This window comes from Pseudenemella bisphenolivorans (assembly GCF_051133435.1).
Taxonomy (GTDB): Bacteria; Actinomycetota; Actinomycetes; order Propionibacteriales; family Propionibacteriaceae; genus JAAYAO01.
In genome coordinates, this window is the sequence record NZ_JBPGNY010000008.1 from 35,201 (window position 1) to 55,085 (window position 19,885).

Below are 19,885 nucleotides of genomic sequence, written 5' to 3' on the forward strand. Positions count from 1 at the left end.
CTGAAGCGCTCCGAGATCGCGCGGCCAGTGACAAGGCCGCCCAAGCCGACGTTCTGATGGACGCACTCGAGGCAACTCGGGACAGTCTGCCCGCCTTACTCGAAGAGGGGGAGACCCACCGTCGCAGTGGCTTGTTCGTCCGCAGCGCCCCCCGTGTCAATGAACCGCTGACGACCCTGTCCCTAAGGGTGCTGGCAAGCAACGTGCAGGTTATCGACCAACTTGTGACAGCACTGCGGGCACCCTCTCGATCTCGCATGTGCACAGTTGCGCTCAGGGAATATTTGGAACACAAATAGTACTTAGGGCACGCCTTAAGTCGCTGACTGGGCGTGCTCTGGGTTGACACTTGACGCAAGGGCGAAGCTCACCGCATGCGGAACAGCATGGTGCTTCGAAGCGCTCACCGTTTGTCGTGGCGGTTCTAACCGCGTACCTAGCCGTATAACGCATCAGAACGGGCACTCGCCTTCTCCATCCCAGGGCTCCCACCCGGCGACCTGGTGTTTGTCGGGTGGGTCGATGTGCCAGGTGTTGCCGTAGGCGTCGCGGCGGAGGAGTACACCGGGGTCGCAGGTGGGGCAGGGCTCGACGGTGGTGAAGCCGCCGCCGTGGTCGATGTGCCAGCCGCCGTAGCAGCGCCCGCAGGGTTGGGCGAGCTCGAACATTGGTCCGGCGGGTACCCATTCGTCGGGGTCGATGGGGATTTCTTGCAGGCATGCCTGTAGGAGGGACCAGGGGTGGTGTGCGGGGCCGGTGCGGCGGATGCCGCGGCGGGTGATTTGTTCATCGATGGCGTCGCCGAGGGCGTGGGGGAGCCACCCGGCTTTCAGGTAGTCGCGGAGTTGGGCCGCTGCTTGGTAAGTCGTCCAGTTTGCGAACAGTCTTTGGAGGCCTTCGTGGCGCATCACTCGTTCGCTGAACGCCAGATCGGGTCTCCGCCGCCTCTTTTGTTGGTGCGCGGCCGGAGGCCGCTCATTCTGTGCCGCGCCAGCGGCCTTACGGAGGATAGATAAAACGTAAGTGTGAAGGGATTCTTTACCCCGTAGGGGAAGGGTGACGAAGCGTTGTTGGTGTGGGTGAGTTATCCCCGGGTTTTCCACAAGGGTAAGGATCTGGCCGGGTTCGGGTTCGGTGATGCGGCGGCGGAGTTTCGGGGATAACGGTGTGATCCAGTACTCGCTGGGGAGGCCGCGTTGGCCGTGTCCGGGGCGGTGCTGGGTGAGCATGCGACGTTCTTCGTAGGTGAGTTCGCGGCCGCGGAAAACCTCAAGGTAGATGCCGATGGCGACGGCGACGCGGCGGGCGCGGGTGACTTGGCGTTCTCCGCGGCCGATACGGGCAGCGGCGACGGGGAGTGAGGTGCGCATGCCGCGGCCGGTGATGACGTCGGCGTCGAGGATGTCGTTAGTAACGACAGCCAAGAACGTAGTGACGCTGACTTGGTGGGCCCGGCAGATACTGCGCACGGTCGCGTGGGTGGCGAGCTGCTTGACCAGGTCGAGCATTTGTTCTTGGCCTGGCCAGTAGGGGATCCGCCGGGCGATGTAGCGGGGGACTCTGGGTGCGGCGAGGCCTTGGCGTCGTTCGGGCGCGCTGGTGGCTTTGCGCATAGTGCGCAACGACAGTGGCGAATGGGGCCGAACACGATCAAGCCGGGTGTAGCGGTCGGCGTGGTGCGACACGCCAGGGGAGGGTTCTTCGGCGGGATGTTGGTATCGGCGTGAGGGGTGGCTTAAGATGGGCAGCATAAAGCCGCCTGTAGGTGAAACATGCAGTTCCAATCAGGCTTGGTGTGAGGATTCTTGGTAGGGACCTCACACGTTTTGATTCGATGAGCCCTCCGTTGGCGCGGGGGGCTTCATCATTTCCCTGTCCAGGGCATTGCCCTGCGTGGGTTATCCAGTCATCGGCAGTTGCTCCGAGGGATCTACTGGCTCAGGCATCGCCACATCGGCGCCGTGATACTGGGCCAGGATGATCTCGATGTAGTCACTCATCGGGATTCCGCGAGCTGCGGACTCCTCAAAGATCCGCTGCGCGACGTCACGTCGGACACGTGTCTTGAACGGTCGTCGATCACCCTTGCTCGGTCGACCACCCTTGTTGTGGCTGCTAGCGCTGAGCGTCGTCATGGTCAGATCACACCATGAGAGGGTTCCTGGAACCTGGATTCGGCGTGGCGTGTCGCAGCATTCTTGCGCGGCACCAAGCCAGTTAGCGCTTAAAGCATGCGTACGCGAAGCCAATCGAGCTGTGCCCGGACTTTGACACGGTCCAATGACCAGCTGACAGGAACCCCGCCAACACGTTGATCGCGGGGCACTGACGCTACTACGGCACCCGTCTCTTCCATGTCTCGGAGGTGACGGCTGATGGTGTTTTGTCGAGTTTGGAGTTCTTCGATCAATTCGTTTGTAGTGGCGCTGCCACCTCGTGCTGCCAGCGCAAGCATGATCGCCACGCGAACTCGGTTCATTCCGAACATCTGCACGACTGGCTCCACTTCCGGTGGAAGGGGCGGATCGGCATAAGTCGGCACCCTGCCATTGTCCCAGTTGACTAGAAGCTGCGCTCATCTCCCGTATGCTATCGCTTAATGGATAGTTCGGAGACAAATTCACAGAGAACCGCATGATTAGAGGCCTCAGGTACCGGGCCGGGTGTCGCTGAGCCAGGGGAGTGGGTCGACGCTGGTGTAGACCTGTCCGGGTGTTCGTCCTGGTGGGTAGAGCTCGAAGTGGAGGTGTGGGCCGAAGGTGCGTCCGGTCATGCCGATGACGCCGATGGGTTGGCCGGCGGTGACGCGTTGACCGACGGGGACGGTGGATCCGCCGAGGTGGGCGTAGAGGGTGTGGGTGCCGTCGTCGTGGCGGATGGAGACCCAGTGTCCGGCCCATCCGCTGGCGGCACCGCCGAATCCGGTGTGGGTGATGGTCCCACTGGCGGCGGCGAGGACGGGGGTGCCGATGGCTGCGGCGAAGTCGACCCCGGTGTGGTAGCGAGACCACGCGCCGACTTGTCCCCAGCGGGCGGTGATGGTGGCGTTCCGCACGGGCTGGACGCGTGTTCCTGGGTTGCTGGTGCCGGGGAGGGTTCCGCCGTTGTCGGTGCCGCCGGCGTAGCCGTGGACGGAGACGTGGACGTGGTCGCGGTGGGCGAGGGTGGGATTCGGCCCGGCGTAGCAGGATCCTTGTGGGCTGCCGCAGAGCCGCCAGCCTTCACTGGCCCGGGCGACGGACCAGATGTGGCCGTCCCAGATGATGTAAACAACACCGAGAGTCTCAGCATTGGTCTGCAGCCAGGCGGCCATCTGGTCGCCGAGCTGGTTGCCCGCGGCGGTGTCCCAGTCGGGGATCATCGCGTCGATCGCTTTACCGGTTTGGTGATGGTCATCAACCCCGGCGGGGCGTTCCCCGATGCCAGCCCAGTGCTGGACCTGCGGGAATTGTGCATGCAGGCAGCGCAACACGCGCAGCGCATCGGGGGTGAGACCGGCCTCGATACTCAGCCCGGTGGGTGTGCATTCCTCACTGCCCAGGGGCGCGCAGGGTGCTTGATCGAGTCCGACCGCTGCAGTGGGGTTGTCGATGTGGCCTTGGCGAAACGCGGTCACCAACTGTCGTGCTAGGGGGAGGTCGTCGGCGACGGCGGTGGGGAATTCGGATCGCTGCACGGTGTGGGCGGCGTCGATCGCCGACACGGCCTGCCACCCATCCACCTGGGCGAGTCCAGGGATCTGATAGCCCACCGGCCCGGCCGGATCGGTACCAGCTTGTTGCGCGGCGGCGTGGCCTTCTTCGGTGACAGTGGCCCCGAGGAGGAACACCCGAGTCGAGGCGACGGGGTCGTTGGCCTGATCAAGGGCGATGTGCCAGCCGGGCAGGGTGCGTTGCTGGAAGATGCCCGCGTTGCCGTACCGGTTCGGGGTGCGGGAGGCAGGGTTCGCGCCGAGGGAGGATTCTTGATTGGCCACAGCAATCGCGATCACCGCAGCCTCATCCCCCACGGTGTCGCCGGTGCCGTCGAGGTGGTGGGCTTCGGCGTTCGCGGTACGCCAGATCGCCGCAGCGACAGCGACTTGGTCATCGGTGAGGCCATCCACCCGCGGCAGATCGGCGGTACTGGCACCGGGCCAGCACATCGCCAACGCCTGGGGTGGAGGTGGGGAGCCCAGCATGATCAACCCGATCGACCCGAACAACGTCACCAAGGCGACCACACCGACCACGAGGAATCCGGAACGTTTACCCTTCATCACATTCACCGGGTGGCGGGCTGGATCGCCGCGGCTAACCAGCCCCGTTCGGGGTCGGGGATGATGTCGACCCACACCGTGGTCTCGTCGCTGAGGTCTTGGGCCCAGCGCTGTGCATCCGCAGAGTGCTCCGGTCCAGCACCAGCCGGCAGCGGGATTTCCCGCGGGACACCGTCCGGTGTCGCGTCCGGGATCCGTACCGGGTCAGTGTCTACCAGGAGCGCAGCGAGGTGGGGGATCGCGGTCGCCTCCAACGCATCGGCACGCGCGGTGGGGTCGGACTCCAACCAGGCAGCGATGAACTCACTCACTGCCACACCCGGCCCCCGCATAGCGGTAGGCGTAGCCGTAGGAGTGGACTCGGGTGGTGACGTCGGTTCTGGTGCTGTGGTCGGAGCCGGGGTGGCTGAGGGCATCGTGCCGTGCGCGGTCAGGACCTCTGGCCGCGTGAGTAGGGCATAGACCAGGCCAGCTGCCAGGGCGATGACCAGGCCTACGCCGCAGATCGCGAGAGTTTTATCCCGCATCGTCTCCTTCACCTCCGGGATCGGCCCGTGCCGGCGGGGGTTCTTCCTCGCCGGGCGCGGGGACGTGCATGAAAGCCATCAGTGATGACTTGGGCACGCGATAAGCGGTGCCGACCTTCTGGCCAGCAATCTCTCCGTTACGGATCAGAGCCCGAGCGGCTATCCCGCTGATCCGTAGCACCTCTGCCACTTCTTCGGCCGTCATGAACTCCGGCCAAGTGGCTGCGTCAGTGATGTCTAGCGCGGGGCGCGCTGATTTAGGTGGACGAGCCATACCCGCATCATACGGATAGGTTTGGTGTTAGGTAAAGATACTTTCTTATTAGATAAGGGCTGTTTTACTCTTGTTTTGGAGAGGGGTTTCTGTTTAGCCTGAGCTTATGGATAGCCAGGTTCACCCCGACCACACCGGCGCCGACTACCGTCTGCGGGAGGCGCGCCCTCCCGTTGCCGATGAGCCCACCCCGTCGGTGAAAGACCTCCGGCAGTGGATGCCACCCGAGCCCGCAGCACCCCGTACGCAAGTAACGGCTCCGGTCGCGCAGCAAGCTCCGCCGCCTGCGGCTGCGGTGTATGACACCGGTCATGTGTTGAGCCAGATCGTGCCGGAGACCCAAACCCGTAAAGCCACCCGTGGCTGGCGGGCTGCGCTGGGGTTGAAGGCCTCAGCTGCTGAGGTCGCTGATGCGCAAGCGGCTGCGGCGATGTGTGCGCCGTTTGGTCGACCGGTGAACATCGTGGTGGCCAACCCGAAAGGCTCTGCTGGTAAAACACCGATCACGCTGGGGTTGAGTGGTGCGTTTGGGTTGGCTCGCGGTGGGGGAGTGCTGGCCCTGGAGATTCATGAGCTGCGTGGCACGATGCACCTGCGCACCGAGGGCGGCGGGAACGTTGGCACGGTGCGGAACTTCCTCGACAACCTCGAACAACTCCCACCCGAAGACGTCCGGGTCGGAGATGTGCGCCGCTACGTGCGCCACCAAATCACCGGCCAATACGACGCGATGACCTCCTCACGGGCGAAAGGCTCTCAACTCACCGCCGAGGAGTTCCGGCGGGTCCAGCACGTGCTGGCCCGGTTCTACGACGTGATCGTGATCGACACCGCCAACAACGAACGCGCCCCCGCCTGGGAAGCAGCAATGAGCCTGGCCGACGCCCTGGTGGTGCCGGTGAAATGGCGCTCCGATGTCTGCGTCCCCGGGATCCAGATGCTGGAAGACCTGCAACACGACTACCCCGAACTAGTGCGCCGCGCAGTCGTGGTGGCCTCCCACGGTGCAGGGGAGTCGGACTCGGCGTGCCGCCAGCGGATGAAGCCCTATTTCGAACAACTCGCCTCCGCGGTCGTGGAACTGCCGACCGACCCCCACGTCTCTGCCGGCGGGCCGATCATCACCGATCAACTGACCGACGCCTACCGGCGCGCCGCCCGCACCGCCGGTGCCGCAGTCGCCCGCTCCATCACCCCCAGCTTCACCCGCTAAAAGAAAGACACCGCGATGTTGTTGATTCCGTTAGAAGTGCCCAACCCCCTCGACGGCCTCACCCCCGGGCTCGGCCCGCTAGCTGATGCCCTCGGGCCGAAGATCTCGATGCTGCTGGCCATCGTGTGGTTCATCGCCATCGCCGCCGCCGTCGCCTTCCTCATCATCGGCATCGTCTCCGCCGCCACCGCCGGCCGACGCCACGACCCCGAAGGCATGTCCGGCGCAGCCATGAAAATCGGCGTACCGGCAGTCGCCCTCGTCTTGTTAGCGATCGCACCCCTGATCGTCGGCGCCCTGGTGTCGTCCTAAGGAGGCCCCCATGGCCGACGAATCTGAACCCACCCCACCACGACGGGGCCCTTGGCGGCTCGTCGCGATCGTGACCATCCCGATCGCGGTCATCCTCGCTGCCATCCTCCTCGTGGTGCTGCTGACCGGACGCAACGGCCAGACCACAGAACCGCCGGATCCCACCCCCACCGACACCACCAGCACAGAGCCCGCGCCCACTGAACCCAGGCCGCAGCTGGAGCGTGACGGGATCGTGTGGGCAGGCAGCGGCGGCCCCCAAGAAAGCACCTACGGCCCCACCAAAAGCGACGGCGCACTCCTCTACGGATACAGCCAAACCCTCGAAGGCTGCGTCATGGCAGCCATCAACTACAACCAAGTGTTGTCGTCCACAGCGATCTACGTTGATGACCAGCGGCATCGCATCTATGAGCACCTCTACTACGGCCGCGAGGATTACCAAGGCTTCACCGATGAGGAAGTTGCCGCCGCCCGAGAGCGTCTAGGCCTCAGCGATCAGGGCATTCCCCGCGACTCGTCGCAAACTTTTTATAGCGACGTTTACATGAACCTCGGCGCGTATCAGGTCGTCGACTACACCGGAAATACCCAATGCCGGGTGCAGATGTGGGCTCCGATGGTCTCCGGAGTCGGTACGACCCTGGCTGACCTGACGGTCATCTGGGGCATCACAGATCGTTCTTTGGCCTGGAAGGACGGCGATTGGCGCATCGTCGGTGGTGAACCTTTCCGAGAGGGCCCATACCCTCCAGGCGATCCAACCCAAGTCAATACGTCCTACGAAGATCGGGCCGAAGCAGTCGGAACTACCGGATGGCGGCTGGTCGCCAACGCCACTACAGAGTGGCCAAGCCAGCTGCCCGAGGAGTGAGGCGGCCATGAGACAAATCGGTTGGATTGTCGGCATCGTGATTACGGCGCTCTTCCCTCTAATCGCGTTTGTGTCAGCCAGTGAAGCTGCCGGAGCAGAGGCCTGTGCCGAGTACCCAACCGCAGCTTCCATTGGTGCGGACTGTGAGTCAGGACCAGATGCAGGCGGGGTCCCGACAACCCCTGGCGGTGAGAACGCTGAGAACAGTGATGAGTCTGCGTCTTCGGGGCCTTCACAGCCGCGTGGTGAGGTTGCTGAGCCGTTCGAGGGGCAGAACCCGACGGATGCGCCGGGGCAGTGGGAGAAGGCCACCGCGAAGGGTGCCCAAGACCTAGCGGTAGAGATCGCGGAGCTGATCGCGGATGAGGACGGCGCTGGCCGTGATGGTTTCGGGTTGGGCGCTGATCAACTATCCCTGTACGCGATCATGTGGGCGCTGGGCTGGTTGTTGGCGTTTGCGGCGTTGGTCGTGTCGTTAGGCAAGATCGCCAAAGCCGGGGCGATGGGCTCGCGAGAGATGATCGGTTACGTCGCGATCCGGATGCTGATTTTCGGGCCCGTGACCGCAGTGTTGCCGTTGGTGTTAAACATGATCGGCGATGTGGCCACCGGCCTCGCATCCGGATTTTTCGAGGTGGCCGGTGAGCGGGTCACCGATTCGATGTGGTGGTTCGCCGGCACCCTCGGCGGCCTCGGCGGGGCCGCGGTAATCATCCCCGGCGGCTCGGTCATCTCACTGATCGTGCTGTTGATGCTGATCGGCTGCCTGCTGGCCGTGCTGCTGGAGCTGCTGATCGCGAAGTACATCGTGTTCATCCTCGCCCTCGTGCTGCCCGTGTTGTTGGCGGTGTCGATCAACCCGGCCTGGCGGGGCGGGGTAAAGAAAGTCTCCGGCGTTCTGCTGGGTGCCTACCTGGCGCCGGCGGCGTTGTTTTTCGTGTGGGCGGCGACCTGGTCGCTGGTGTCAGGCCCGGATGCGGGCGACCGGGGGGTGTTTGAGCGGATCTTGCTGTTCTTGCTGGGTCTGGTGGTGTCGATTTCGGCGCCGATGGCGATCGGGATGATCTTGTCCCATGTGGTCCCGGCCCTCACCGGCGGCGAGTCGGGGGATTACCGTGGCGCCGTCACCGGGGCTCTCGCCTCGGCCGGGGCCAAAGCCAGTGGTGCCGGTCATCGCCTGCGCGGCGTCGGCGCCTCACGTGGCGCACGGGCGAACAACGCCTCAGCGATTCATCACGGCGGCAAAGACGGCCCCGGTGCGGGACAGTTCGGCGCGGCCCGTGCCGCAAACCTTCCCGGAGCTGGTGGCGGTGCCGGGGTCGCGAAGGCTGGGGGAGCAGTCACCGGCGCGGCTGGCGCTGGTGCCGCCAAGGGAGCAGCGGGTGGTCCGATCGGGGTGGCGGCCGCCGCGGCGGTGGCGCTGGGCAAGCGCGGTTTCCAAAAAGTCGACGGCGCCCGGGAGAAAGTCGCCGCAACCACGGCCGCCCGCACCGAACAACCAACGGCCAGCGATCAAGCAGCGGCGCCGAAGCGTGCTTCGTCGGGGGAAGAGTCCTCTTCGGCACGAGGACAGACCGAGGGTTCCAGCACACGTTCGGGGGGTGTTGCCGCACCTGAATCTGCTGGCACACCACGGGGCAGCACCGGCACTGCGAATGGTTCGTCACCTAGGGCGACCGGAACAGCGACCTCTTCGTCTTCTTCGGGGAGTCGCCCGAAGCCTGCCCCGGCTAGTACTGGGTCGGCGAAGAGTTCCCCAGCCAGTGGCGGGGGTGGTTCGCGGGCGTCGTTTACGCCTCCGCCGCCGCGCAGCACCCGGGGAGGTGACGTATGAGTGCCACCGAGTCACCGGGGTGGTTCATCGGGACCGTCCAAGCCCGCCGGGCGGTCCTGTTCCGACTGTCGAAGGCCGGCCTGGCGATCATGACCGTCCTGACCGGTGCGTCGGTGGTGGTGTTGACGATCATGCAAAGCACCGGCCTACTGGCGTTCTTGGCGGTGCTCTGCACGGTCGCGTACGTGTTGTTGCGGGTCAGCCCCGATACCCGGTCGAAGGGGGCGCTGTGGCATGTGATGAACCGGCTGCGGGTGCGCCGAGCGCGCACACAAGGCTGGTTGGGGTTCACCCGGTCCGAAGTGTTGCCGGTGCCGCGTCCGGTGGGGCATGTGCGCATCGTCGGCGTCAGCCAACAAGCCGGCGACCCCGAACAAGCCGTCGTCGTGCATCGCCCATTGGGCCGGATCGGTGCGTACTTCTCCTCCACGCTGGAGATCGATGGCCGCGGGGATGGCCAGTTCACCACCGCCCAGCGCCTGGCCGAGGTGGCCGCAGTCGAGGGGTTGTTGACCACCCTGGCCCAGAACTTGTCGCCGATTGATGACCTGCAGATCACCACCCGGGCCCTCCCCGGTTTGGCGCGCGGGTATCGGGAGTCGTTGGCGGCTAACACCAACCCCCGCCTGGTCGGGACGCCGTTGGGGGAGAACTTGGCGGATTTGGCGGATGTTTCGGCCAGTGTCAGCGACGAATACCGCACCTACCTCACGGTCTCGATGCCGTATGAGCAGGTCGCCCAAGCTGCGGCCCGGCAGGGGAGGGTGAGTCGGGATTCGATGTTGGCGACGGTGTACCGGGAGATCGGCCGACTCGTCCCACTCCTGGAATCCGCCGGGTTCCGGGTCCGTGCCGGTTTGGGGCCACGACGCCTCGCTGCACTGATTCGGCATTTGTATGCCCCGTCGTGGGGGATCGATGACCTCACCGGCCTCGAGGACGGCACCGATGGGTTCGTGGAATACCCGACCTCCCCACACGGAGATTGTTTCGTGGTGCCGGATCCGGCCTCGGATGTGTCGTGGTATCACGCCTCGATGATGCTGCCGGCTTACGGGTGGCCGCCGGTGATCACCGCACCACGGTGGATGAAACCGTTGGTGTGTGACGTGGTGAGTAGCGATGAACCCTCGGTGATTCGCACTATCACCACCCAGTACCGGCTAATTGATCGCCGCGACGCCCGCCACCGCACCATTACCGGGATCGCCGGAGATGAGGCCGAAGCCCAATCCAGCGCCGGTCGTGTCACCGGTGGTGAGTGGCACCGCCAAGCCACCGTCGGCCAAATGCACCTCGCCGATTTTCTCGACGGAGCGGCCGGGGTGCGGGTCTCCGCCCGGGCGACCGTCTCCGCCCCGAGTCATGTCGGGTTGATGGTCGGCCGTGAACTGGTCGAATCCTCCGCCTCCGGCATGGGGATCGATGGCATCGACTGGGCCGATGGCCGCCACGCCGACGCCCACCTCTGGGGTCTGCCGCTGGGGCGGGGGATCCGCCGCGACACCCTCACCGGCCTGTCCGGCCAACTCGGCAACTGAAAACCAGGAGCGCTGATGTTCAAAAAACGCGTCACACCCGTCACCGTCGCCCCCACACCAGCACCGTCGTCGGTGGTACCGCGGGCTCCGGGCACCTGGTCAGCGTTCATGGGCCCCACACCCCGGCAGCTGCGCCGCCGTGGCCTGTTGGATCGCCTGGGTTGGTACGAGACCCGCGACGACGACGCGGTGCTGACCTCGAGCCGCCAAGTCGGCCCCACCATGCCGGCCTTGGTTGGGGGTGGGGATCGGGACTACTGCGGCCCGATCATCGGCATGGATGACGAGACCGGCCAAGCGATCGGGTCCGACCCGTTCAGCCTGTACCGGCTCGGGATGCTCGAATCAGTGAACGTGTTGATCGTCGGCGACGTCGGCGTCGGCAAATCCACCCTCGTGAAGCACCACTACGGGATGAACCAACTCGCCACCGGCGCACGGTTGTGCTGCTTTGACCGCAAATTCCAGAAACGCTCCACTACCGGCCGCGATGTCGCCGGGGACGGTGAGTACGGGCGCCTGGCCGAGGTCGCCCGCCGCAGCGGCCTGACCGTGACCCAAGTGGTGTTCTCCCGCACCGGCGGGGCCCGGATCAACCTCCTCGACCCGCAGATCAGTGCACAGTCCAGCGACGGGGATGACCAAACCGTCGGCCAAGACCAACTCCTCGCCATGGTGGCCGAGATGGCCCACGGACCCCTCGAAACCTTAGAGCGGCACTGCCTCAACGCCGCCCACCGCAAAGCCCTCATCACCGCCGCTGCCGAAGGGCGGGTGCCGGTGCTGGGGGACGTGGTCGAAGCCCTCTACACCCTCGATGAGTCAGCGATCCCGCACGAGAACCTGGCCCAGGCGGGGATCGTCGATACCACTGATTTGTTGTCGTGGGCGTTGAAGTTGGCGATCGATCTGGAGCGGTTCATCACCACCGACCTGTCCGGGTTCATTGATGGTGAAACCCAAGGCGCCGACGGCCAACCATTGGACTTGTCGGCTAGTGATTTCCTGCTGGTGGATACCTCCGGTTTGGTGGAGGGCTCCCACGAACTCGCGATCGTGATGGCGATCATGACCACCTTCGTCTCGTCGGTGTGGGCTGCTGATCCGAGGCCGTCGATCGTGGTCCTCGAGGAGGGCTACTCGGCCGACCTCCCGACCGTCGGGGCAGTGTTTTACGGGTTGGCGAAACGTGGGCGCGGGATCGGGATGTCGCTGATCTTGGTGATCCACCACCTCGCCGACATCCCCGATTCCTCCAAACTCCGCGCTCTAGTGAATGAGGCGGGCATCGTCCATGTGTTCCGCCAACACGTGGCCTCCCACGCCACCGAATCCGTGGTGGCGTTCAACCTGCCCATCGACACCGGCGATCTATCCCGCCTCCCCAAGGGCACGCATGTGTTGAAGGAGGGCACGGTGCGGCCGGTGCGACGCATCACCCACACCCGCACCGAACTCTCCCGCTGGGTCACCTGGACCGACGACGCGCTGGCCGGAGGCTCCGCCGGCCCACCCAACCCCTTCACCCAACCAGACACCACCGCTACCGGGTTCGTGGCTGCTGAGGAAGAGGGCCTGCGATGAATGACGCCATCAGCGAGGTGTTCAGCCGCTACTGGCCCACCCTCCTCCTCGTCTTGGTCGTGGTGGTGGTTGCCGCGGTGGTGATTGGCATCATCCAAGGCCGATCCCAGCACCGGGGCGACAAGCTGGATCGCCAACGCGCCCACTCGAAACGCTGGGGACACCTCACCGAGGTCAAACCCCTGCGCGCTAGCGAAGCGGTACCGGCGGATCGGTTGAGTATCGGGGTCCTCGGCCGTGAACGCCTGTGGGCACCCCGGTTTCGATCCAAACTCGTCCTCGCCCCCACCGGTGCCGGTAAGACACCGCGGATGGTGGTGCCCGACATCCTGCGCCACCACGGCCCCGCGGTCGTGACGTCGATTAAGTCCGATGTGCTGCACCTGACCCGCCATCACCGGGCGACGTTGGGGCCGGTGTGGGTGTTCGACCCCGCCGCCGATTCCGGGATGGAGTCATGCCGGTGGTCACCGCTGGATCATGTCCACGACTGGCCCTCCGCCGTCGATGTCGCTGGGTGGCTCACCCGCTCCTCGCGCCGTGACGTCGGTGCCACCGCCAATGATGAGTTCTGGTCCACGATGGCTCGCCAACTCATTGCACCGGCTATTTATGCGGCGCATTTGCGGGGGAAGCCGTTGCGGCGGGTGGGGGAGTGGATCCAGGCCCAAGACCACCACTCGGTCTCTAAGATCCTGGACGAACACGGGGAGCGCGAGCCAATCAGTGAATGGCAAGTCACTGCCCGTGCTGACTCCAAGACCCGCGCGAACGTGTTCACGTCTGCGGCGTCGATTTTTCATCCGTGGATGCACCCGTTGATCAGTGCGACCACCGACACCACTACCGAAACCGGCGGGCCGGTCTTCCGCGTCGCTGACCTCGTGCACGGCACCACCGATGGGATCGGCACGCTGTATGCGATCGGCACCAGTGAGCGGCAACAAACCCTGTCACCGATCTTTGAGGCGTTGATGTGTGCGATCGCCTCCGAGATCTCGCGCACCTACCAAGCCGCCGCGTTGCCGCTGCAACCGTCGCTGTTGATGATGCTGGACGAGGCAGCCAACATCTGCCGAGTGCGCGACCTCGGCCAATGGGCATCTGCGATGGCCGGCCAAGGGATGATCTTATGTTCGGTGTGGCAAGACCAAGGCCAGATCATCGACGCCTACGGCGACCACGCCGCCCGCTCCATCCTGTCGAACCACACCGCCCACATCCTCCTACCGGGCATCAGCGATATCGGCACCTTGCGCGACGTCTCCGCCCGCATCGGCCAGGACCAATTCACCACCACCTCCCGCACCTACCAACGCGACAATCAGGGCTCATCCATGTCGCACCAAAGCACCGTGCTAGAAGTCGCACCCCCCGAGTGGATTCGCGAAGCTATCCCGTCTGGGCAGGCTCTCGCTCTGGTCTCTGGCCACAAGCCCTTGCGGGTGAAGATCCCCGGCTGGTGGGAAGACCCCGAACTGCGTGACCTGGTCGATCCCGACATCGCCGCCGGCTTCGACGCCCTACACGCACCAACAAAGACACCCCGATGACAGCCACCAACCCGAACAACGACCTCGAGGTGCTGATCACCCAACTCCTCAACGCCCAAGAAGACATGATCAAACGCATCGAAGCACTCGAACACGAACTTGCCCAACGACCACACAACAGTTCGTCATCCGACAACACCGGTGATGGCGAGGACGACGAGGAAACTTTGGGGGAGTGGGTGGAGTGGCTCATCGAGACCTACCACCTCGAACTGGTCATCCCCTCGAGCTGGGCTGACCACGAAGCCATCCGATCCGAACTGGACGCGCTGCATCAAGCCCATAATGCGGCGTACAGCGACCAAGCCTCAGGCTGGGACAAACTCACCTGGCACGACCACCTCACCCGAGCTCTCGACCGCATCGACCCGTCACACACGCCTGGCTACACTCAACGACTCCGCGACTACACCCTGAATGACTAACGGGCTGCCTCAGGTTGGTAGACATCTTCTTGTAGATCAGGCCACGGGTCGCAACTTGAGTGGAATGAGCAGCGAGGGCCTCGCCGTCGGGCGAAGCGGCGTCTGTTCCGAGGAAGTAAACACCGCGGTGATGCGGGCACGGTGGCCGCTCATCGATGGATTGACAATCTCTGTCGCCGTACGACTCCGTAAGGTTGCATCCCGCGACGCGACGAGGAAGCCGAGCTGACCGGAGCGATGGCCCGTGGATGCGGTCAGCGCGTGGTGGCGACGGGTTACGCGATCGCGGTGAGAAGTTCGTTGCAGGCTTGTTCGCAAGTCCGGCAGGCTTCGGCGCAGATGCGGCAGTGCTCGTGGTGGTCGGCGTGCGCCTCGCACTCGTCGCCGCAGGTCTTGCAGGCTTGTGCACAGGCTTGGAGTTGCGCGCGGGTGAGGTTGGCGTCGTATCCGGTGTGCCGGGACAAGACGCGGGCGGTGGTGGCGCAGATATCGGCGCAGTCCTAGTCAGTGCGGATGCATTTACGCAACTCGGCGACCGTCTCCTCGCTGAGGCAGGCATCGGCGCAGGCAGTACACGCCTGAGCGCACGCCACGAGCGTGTCGATCGTGCGGGCGAGCAGGTCGCGGTCGAGGTTGATGTCGGCCGGGTAGCTATTCATCATCTCAGCGGTTTTCATGGCTTGCTCCCTGGTGTGGTCGGGTGCGACGCCGACGAGGACCGCGGCGCCCAGGTGCCCTTCCGACGCTACGTCGACACGGTGGGCAATCGCATCCACCTGTGTCGGCAAAGCCATGAAGGTTCGATGAAGAATCGTTCCAGACGGGCGTTATACCGTCCTTGCCCACTTTGTCTGCACTGTCCCTCAGGTGTTCTCGATGTCGCGGGCGGGTCATGCCGGCTGTCTCAGCCGAGTTGAGGGGTGGTCAGGCAGGTCGCCGCCTCGTTGTTGCTGGAGAAGACCCTCTGACCGATGAGTCCGTTGCGGGGGACCTCGATGGCCCCTTGGCCGTCCCGCGAGCCAGAAACCGAGAAAACCCGTTGTTAAATGTGGTCACCCTGCTCATCAACGAGGACCTCCCGGCGGTGGCGTCGTCGATGATGCGGAGTCGACGTCCATGGTGGTCCAGCTCACAGCAGCAGGTGGGTCAGGGAGGCCTTGGTTCTGCATCGGCGGCGCCATCGGTCGGTCTGCCGTTGTCCTGCTGCCTGACATCGGCTGAGGCGCTGCTCTTGGAGAATGGGGGACCATGACTGTTATGACTCGTGATCGCCAGCTGCCTCGCGTGCTGGTGGTCGATGACGAGGTTCCGTTGGCCCGGCTGGTCAGTGCCTACCTCGAACGGGACGGATTCGCGGTCGAGGTGGCCGCGGATGGGCGGGTGGCGGTGGAGTCGGTGCGGCGGTGGGACCCGGCCGTGGTGGTGCTGGATTTGGGCCTGCCCGGGATGGACGGGATCGAGGTGTGCCGGGCGGTGCGGAAGTTCTCGGACTGCTACATCGTCATGCTCACCGCCCGAGTGCAGGAGACCGACCGGTTGATCGGACTGGAGGTCGGGGCGGATGACTACGTGACCAAACCGTTTAGTCCCAAGGAACTCGTAGCGCGAGTCCGGGCGATGCTGCGCCGCCCCCGGCACAGCGCCGAGACGCTGGTCGAGGCCGGCACTCTGCGGATGGACCTGGGCGGTCGGGAGATCCTCGTGGACGGCGAGCCGGTGGAGTTGACGCGCATCGAGTTCGACGTGCTCGCCGCACTGGCCAAAAGCCCGCAGGTAGCCTTCACCCGCCGGGAACTGATCGAGGAAGTGTGGGGTCCGGGCTGGGTGGGCGATGAACGGCTCGTGGATGTCCACATCGCCCATGTGCGACGCAAGCTCGGGGACGATCCGACCGATCCGATGTTCATCAAGACGGTGCGCGGGGTCGGCTACCGGATGGGCACTGGCCGGTGAGGGCGCAACGGTGGGGATTGGGCCCGCGCCTGCTGCTGGCCACGATGGCGGTCGTACTGGTCGGTGCCGGCACGGCCTGGCTGGTCGCCGGCAGCCTCGGACCACGGATCTTCCACCAGCACATGGTCACCGGCCAAGCAGCCGATGAGTCGCTGGTGTATCACGCCGAATGGGCCTTCCGCGACGCCTCAACCCTGTCCCTGTCCCTGGCCTTGCTGGTGGCGCTGACGGCGTCGGTCGCGGTGAGCTTGTTCCTCACCCGCCGGGTGACCACGTCCTTGACTGCGGCCACCACTGCCGCGCGGGCGGTCGCCACCGGAGACCACTCGGTTCGGGTCCCGCACGTCGGCATGGGTCGGGAGTTCGATGAGCTGGCCGAGGCGTTGAACACCACGGCCGCCGATCTAGCGGAGGTCGAAGCCACCCGCACCCGGATGCTCGGCAACCTGGCCCACGAGATGCGCACCCCCCTGGCCATCCTCGACGGGTACCTGCAGGCCATCAACGACGGTGTGCGTGATGCCGATGAGGAGACCGTGGCCCTGTTGCGCGACCAGGTCACCCGCCTGACTCGCTTGGGCGAGGACATCGCGGTGGTGACCACCGCGGAAGAGGGCCGACTCACCATGCACCGGCGACCAGTGACGGTCACCGAGCTGTTGGACGCCGCCCGGGCGCAGGCCCAGAGTCGGTACCGAGAACGCGACGTGACACTGACCGTCGAGGTCTCGTCGACAGCAGAACAGGCTGTAGTGGAGGCCGATCCAGACCGGCTCGGACAGGTACTGACCAACCTGCTGGACAACGCCCTGCGCCACACCGCCGCCGGTGGGCACGTTGAACTGGCAGCAGATCGCCACGGCGCCTGGGTGAGTGTGCACGTGTCCGACGACGGTGAGGGCATCGGGCCCGAGCACCTGCCCCACCTATTCGACAGGTTCTACCGAGCCGACACCGCCCGGGACCGCACCCACGGCGGCTCCGGAGTAGGCCTCGCCATCGTCCGTGCCATCACCCGCGCCCACGGCGGCACCGTGACCGCCACCAGCGCGGGCGCCGGAGCCGGGTCGACGTTCACCATCACCATCCCTGCCGCACCGTCCCCGGCACGCGGTTGATGAAGAGTCCATGAAGATCACCGCCCCGGTTAGGGACCGAGCGCGCTGACCTCGTTAACTGAACGGGGTCCACATCCCTGCCGTGCCCTCGCGTCACCTCAGTGTGGATCCCACCACCTGATCTTGATGGAGTCTTGGAAAGGACATGCTTGTGAACAAGAAGAGGATTCCCGCCGCTGTCGGTGCGGCCGTCGCGCTGGTCGTAACGCTGGCCGCCTGCGGGGGGAACTCAGGGGATGCCGATCCGTCTCAGACGGTGCCAGCTGCTTCAGAATCGACAGCATCGGCAGGGCAGGTTGACCAGGCGCACAACGATGCCGACACCATGTTCGCCCAGATGATGATCGTCCATCACGAGGGTGCCATCGAAATGGCCGACCTAGCCGTAGAAAAAGCCAACTCGCAGGAGGTCCGCACCCTAGCTGAGGGTATCTCTGCTGCCCAGGGGCCGGAGATCGAGAAGATGACCGCGTGGTTGGAAGCGTGGGGTGAGGACATCACCCCAGGCGGCATGGATCACACCGACCACGGGGGAATGGACATGGAAGGTATGAGCCAGGAAGAGGCAATGGCCGAACTCGAAGGGCTGTCCGGCACCGAGTTCGATCGACGCTTCCTGGAACTGATGATCGCCCACCATCGGGGCGCGGTAGAAATGTCTGAGAACCAACTGGCCGACGGGGAGAACCCGCAAGCCCTAGAACTGGCACAGCAGATCATCGATGATCAGCAAGCCGAGATCAGCGAGATGGAAGACATGCTCACCAAGCTCTGAGAAGCATCGTTCGAAGAAGGGGCGATTCCCGGCTTTGGTCGGCAATCGTCCCTTGGCTGTTCACAAGGTGGCTCCCATCAAATCTTTACGCCCGCCCGCTGATGCTGAGTATCCGGGGAGTGCCACCAACACTTACTCGTCGAAAGGACACCTGCCATGGTTCGCCAACTTCATCTTGGACAGGGAACGTCGCCGGGTGAGGCGCGAGTGGTGACACGGTGTCGGGCTTAAATCACCGTCCCGAATCCAGAAACCCACTGCCGCATCCACGCCATGAGCCAGTCCCAGCCGCCGCTGACTAGTAGTACGCCAACCCCGACCATGAGGAATCCCCCGAGTCGCATGAGCGTTAGCTGATGCTTTTGCACCCATGTGAGGAGCCTTGTCATGCGACTAAAGGCCAGTGCCGCAACGACGAATGGCAGCCCCAACCCGAGGGAGTAGACAATCGCTAACGCCCCGCCGCGCAAAGCAGACCCTTCATTCATCGCCAATGTGAGCACCACCGACAGTGTTGGTCCGATACAGGGAGTCCAGCCCAAACCGAAGACGATTCCCAGCAATGGAGCGGTTGCCACTCCGGCTCGCGGCACCCACTGCATCCGTAGCTGTCGATTCCCGATCGGCAGGACCTGAGCGAAAGCCAGACCGAGCACGATGGTGACGACACCCATGACCCGCATGATCTCGCTGGACCACAAGAGCAACCATCGTCCCAACGAGCCTGCCAGCACACCGGTGATGACGAAGATGACGGTGAAGCCCAGCACGAACAAGACGCTGCCCAGCAGCAGGCGAGAGCGTCGTGCACCATTGCGCACCTCAGCGGCACCGAGTCCGGTGGCGTAGGAGAGATAGCCCGGCAGCAGGGGCACTACGCACGGTGAGAAGAATGAGACCAACCCGGCTAGCAGGGCGACGGGGACCGCCAGGAGCATGGACCCGCTGACGGCGCTTTGGAACCACAGGCCGATATCCAACGGCACCAGGAGTAATTCGTTCATCGGCCCGCCTCGACATCCTCGACCAGGCCGATCAACGTTGATTCCGTAACCGTTCCGATGATGCGGGCAGCAACTTTGCCTTCGGCGTCGATGACGACTGTTGACGGGATACCGTTCGGGGGAAGGTCACTGAACTCCAAGAGCAGTTCCCCTCTGGGGTCATAGATGCTTGGATACGAAACCTCGAAAGCGCGTCCGAAGGCTTGTGCGGGGGCAGGATCAAGGTCACGTGTGTTGAGCCCGAGGAACTGCGCGCGCTCACCCAGTGCCTCCGCAGCCGCGACCAAGTCGGGAGCCTCTTCCCGACAAGGGCCGCACCATGAGCCCCACACGTTCAAGACGACGATCGTGCCGCGGTAATCGGTCAAAGAGATGACTTGCTCAGCAGGGTCTGCAAGATCTGGTCCAGATATCTCTGGGGCCATCGGCCGCTCCCCGGCAGGTAACCACGTCAGTGCCCCATCCCCTGAGACGAACCCCTCTTGGGTCGTAATCGGACCATCACCACCGCAGGCGGCTGTCAACACGAGTATCAAGGCAGCCACAAACCCTCGAACCAGACCTTTGCGCAACACGGTCACACCCCCTGGATCTGGTCACACTGCGCACCGCGCAGTAGCGAGACAACGGTGTACAAAAC

The 19,885-nt window shown here is 64.6% G+C and carries 18 protein-coding genes and 1 pseudogene; 11 read left to right on the top strand and 8 right to left on the bottom strand.

All coding sequences use genetic code 11. From position 1 onward, the window contains the following. Positions 1 to 452: 452 nt before the first annotated feature. The 5 genes from ACR4XW_RS15750 to ACR4XW_RS15770 all read right to left on the bottom strand — a co-directional run bounded on the left by ACR4XW_RS15750 (position 453) and on the right by ACR4XW_RS15770 (position 5,059). Positions 453 to 1,685 carry a hypothetical protein gene (locus tag ACR4XW_RS15750; protein WP_434761528.1) on the bottom strand — a complete coding sequence of 411 codons (1,233 nt, stop codon included), beginning with the start codon at positions 1,683 to 1,685 and terminating at the stop codon, positions 453 to 455. A 539-nt stretch (positions 1,686 to 2,224) separates the two neighbouring features. Further along, on the bottom strand, positions 2,225 to 2,488 hold the full coding sequence (locus tag ACR4XW_RS15755; protein ID WP_434761548.1) for a helix-turn-helix domain-containing protein: 264 nt from the start codon (positions 2,486 to 2,488) through the stop codon (positions 2,225 to 2,227). 159 nt (positions 2,489 to 2,647) lie between these two features. Next, positions 2,648 to 4,258, bottom strand: a complete 1,611-nt coding sequence (locus tag ACR4XW_RS15760) for a M23 family metallopeptidase (RefSeq protein WP_434761529.1) — start codon at positions 4,256 to 4,258, stop codon at positions 2,648 to 2,650. A gap of 5 nt (positions 4,259 to 4,263) precedes the next feature. Beyond that, positions 4,264 to 4,569, bottom strand: a complete 306-nt coding sequence (locus tag ACR4XW_RS15765; RefSeq protein WP_434761530.1) for a hypothetical protein — start codon at positions 4,567 to 4,569, stop codon at positions 4,264 to 4,266. Positions 4,570 to 4,774: 205 nt separating this feature from the next. Further along, complete coding sequence (locus ACR4XW_RS15770) at positions 4,775 to 5,059, bottom strand: helix-turn-helix domain-containing protein (RefSeq protein ID WP_434761531.1); 285 nt, start codon at positions 5,057 to 5,059, stop codon at positions 4,775 to 4,777. Positions 5,060 to 5,513: 454 nt separating this feature from the next. Here ACR4XW_RS15770 and ACR4XW_RS15775 point away from each other — a divergent pair, with 454 nt between their 5' ends. The 8 genes from ACR4XW_RS15775 (at position 5,514) to ACR4XW_RS15810 (ending at position 14,395) form a co-directional block, all read left to right on the top strand. Beyond that, a complete protein-coding gene (locus ACR4XW_RS15775; protein WP_434761532.1) occupies positions 5,514 to 6,272 on the top strand; it encodes a hypothetical protein in 759 nt (252 codons plus the stop codon). Between the two features lie 15 nt (positions 6,273 to 6,287). Further along, positions 6,288 to 6,584, top strand: coding sequence for a hypothetical protein (locus ACR4XW_RS15780; RefSeq protein ID WP_434761533.1), 297 nt, complete (start codon positions 6,288 to 6,290; stop codon positions 6,582 to 6,584). Between the two features lie 10 nt (positions 6,585 to 6,594). Next, positions 6,595 to 7,458, top strand: coding sequence for a DUF8175 domain-containg protein (locus tag ACR4XW_RS15785; protein ID WP_434761534.1), 864 nt, complete (start codon positions 6,595 to 6,597; stop codon positions 7,456 to 7,458). A 7-nt stretch (positions 7,459 to 7,465) separates the two neighbouring features. Further along, a complete protein-coding gene (locus tag ACR4XW_RS15790) occupies positions 7,466 to 9,292 on the top strand; it encodes a hypothetical protein (protein ID WP_434761535.1) in 1,827 nt (608 codons plus the stop codon). After that, a complete protein-coding gene (locus ACR4XW_RS15795; RefSeq protein WP_434761536.1) occupies positions 9,289 to 10,833 on the top strand; it encodes an SCO6880 family protein in 1,545 nt (514 codons plus the stop codon). The genes ACR4XW_RS15790 and ACR4XW_RS15795 overlap by 4 nt, the downstream gene beginning before the upstream one ends. 108 nt (positions 10,834 to 10,941) lie before the next feature. Then, complete coding sequence (locus ACR4XW_RS15800; RefSeq protein ID WP_434761537.1) at positions 10,942 to 12,417, top strand: putative type IV secretion/conjugal transfer ATPase; 1,476 nt, start codon at positions 10,942 to 10,944, stop codon at positions 12,415 to 12,417. Beyond that, positions 12,414 to 13,970, top strand: a complete 1,557-nt coding sequence (locus ACR4XW_RS15805) for a type IV secretory system conjugative DNA transfer family protein (protein ID WP_434761538.1) — start codon at positions 12,414 to 12,416, stop codon at positions 13,968 to 13,970. The genes ACR4XW_RS15800 and ACR4XW_RS15805 overlap by 4 nt, the downstream gene beginning before the upstream one ends. After that, entirely contained in the window at positions 13,967 to 14,395 is a 429-nt protein-coding gene (locus ACR4XW_RS15810; RefSeq protein ID WP_434761539.1) for a hypothetical protein, read from the top strand. The genes ACR4XW_RS15805 and ACR4XW_RS15810 overlap by 4 nt, the downstream gene beginning before the upstream one ends. A 275-nt stretch (positions 14,396 to 14,670) precedes the next feature. Here the strand turns inward: ACR4XW_RS15810 and ACR4XW_RS15875 are convergent. Next, positions 14,671 to 15,189, bottom strand: a pseudogene (locus ACR4XW_RS15875) (four-helix bundle copper-binding protein). Between the two features lie 463 nt (positions 15,190 to 15,652). Here ACR4XW_RS15875 and ACR4XW_RS15825 point away from each other — a divergent pair. From ACR4XW_RS15825 to ACR4XW_RS15835, 3 genes are all read left to right on the top strand, one after another. Beyond that, positions 15,653 to 16,348: a response regulator gene (locus ACR4XW_RS15825; protein WP_434761542.1), complete on the top strand. Its 696-nt coding sequence runs from the start codon at positions 15,653 to 15,655 to the stop codon at positions 16,346 to 16,348. Positions 16,349 to 16,365: 17 nt separating this feature from the next. Further along, positions 16,366 to 17,466, top strand: coding sequence for a sensor histidine kinase (locus tag ACR4XW_RS15830; RefSeq protein WP_434761543.1), 1,101 nt, complete (start codon positions 16,366 to 16,368; stop codon positions 17,464 to 17,466). A gap of 151 nt (positions 17,467 to 17,617) precedes the next feature. Continuing rightward, entirely contained in the window at positions 17,618 to 18,241 is a 624-nt protein-coding gene (locus tag ACR4XW_RS15835; RefSeq protein WP_434761544.1) for a DUF305 domain-containing protein, read from the top strand. 227 nt (positions 18,242 to 18,468) lie between these two features. Here the strand turns inward: ACR4XW_RS15835 and ACR4XW_RS15840 are convergent, their stop codons facing one another. Both ACR4XW_RS15840 and ACR4XW_RS15845 read right to left on the bottom strand, forming a co-directional pair. Beyond that, positions 18,469 to 19,179, bottom strand: a complete 711-nt coding sequence (locus ACR4XW_RS15840) for a cytochrome c biogenesis CcdA family protein (RefSeq protein ID WP_434761549.1) — start codon at positions 19,177 to 19,179, stop codon at positions 18,469 to 18,471. A 62-nt stretch (positions 19,180 to 19,241) separates the two neighbouring features. Continuing rightward, the gene (locus tag ACR4XW_RS15845; protein WP_434761545.1) at positions 19,242 to 19,670 is read right to left on the bottom strand and encodes a TlpA family protein disulfide reductase; all 429 of its coding nucleotides are present in this window, start codon (positions 19,668 to 19,670) and stop codon (positions 19,242 to 19,244) included. Positions 19,671 to 19,885: the final 215 nt, after the last annotated feature.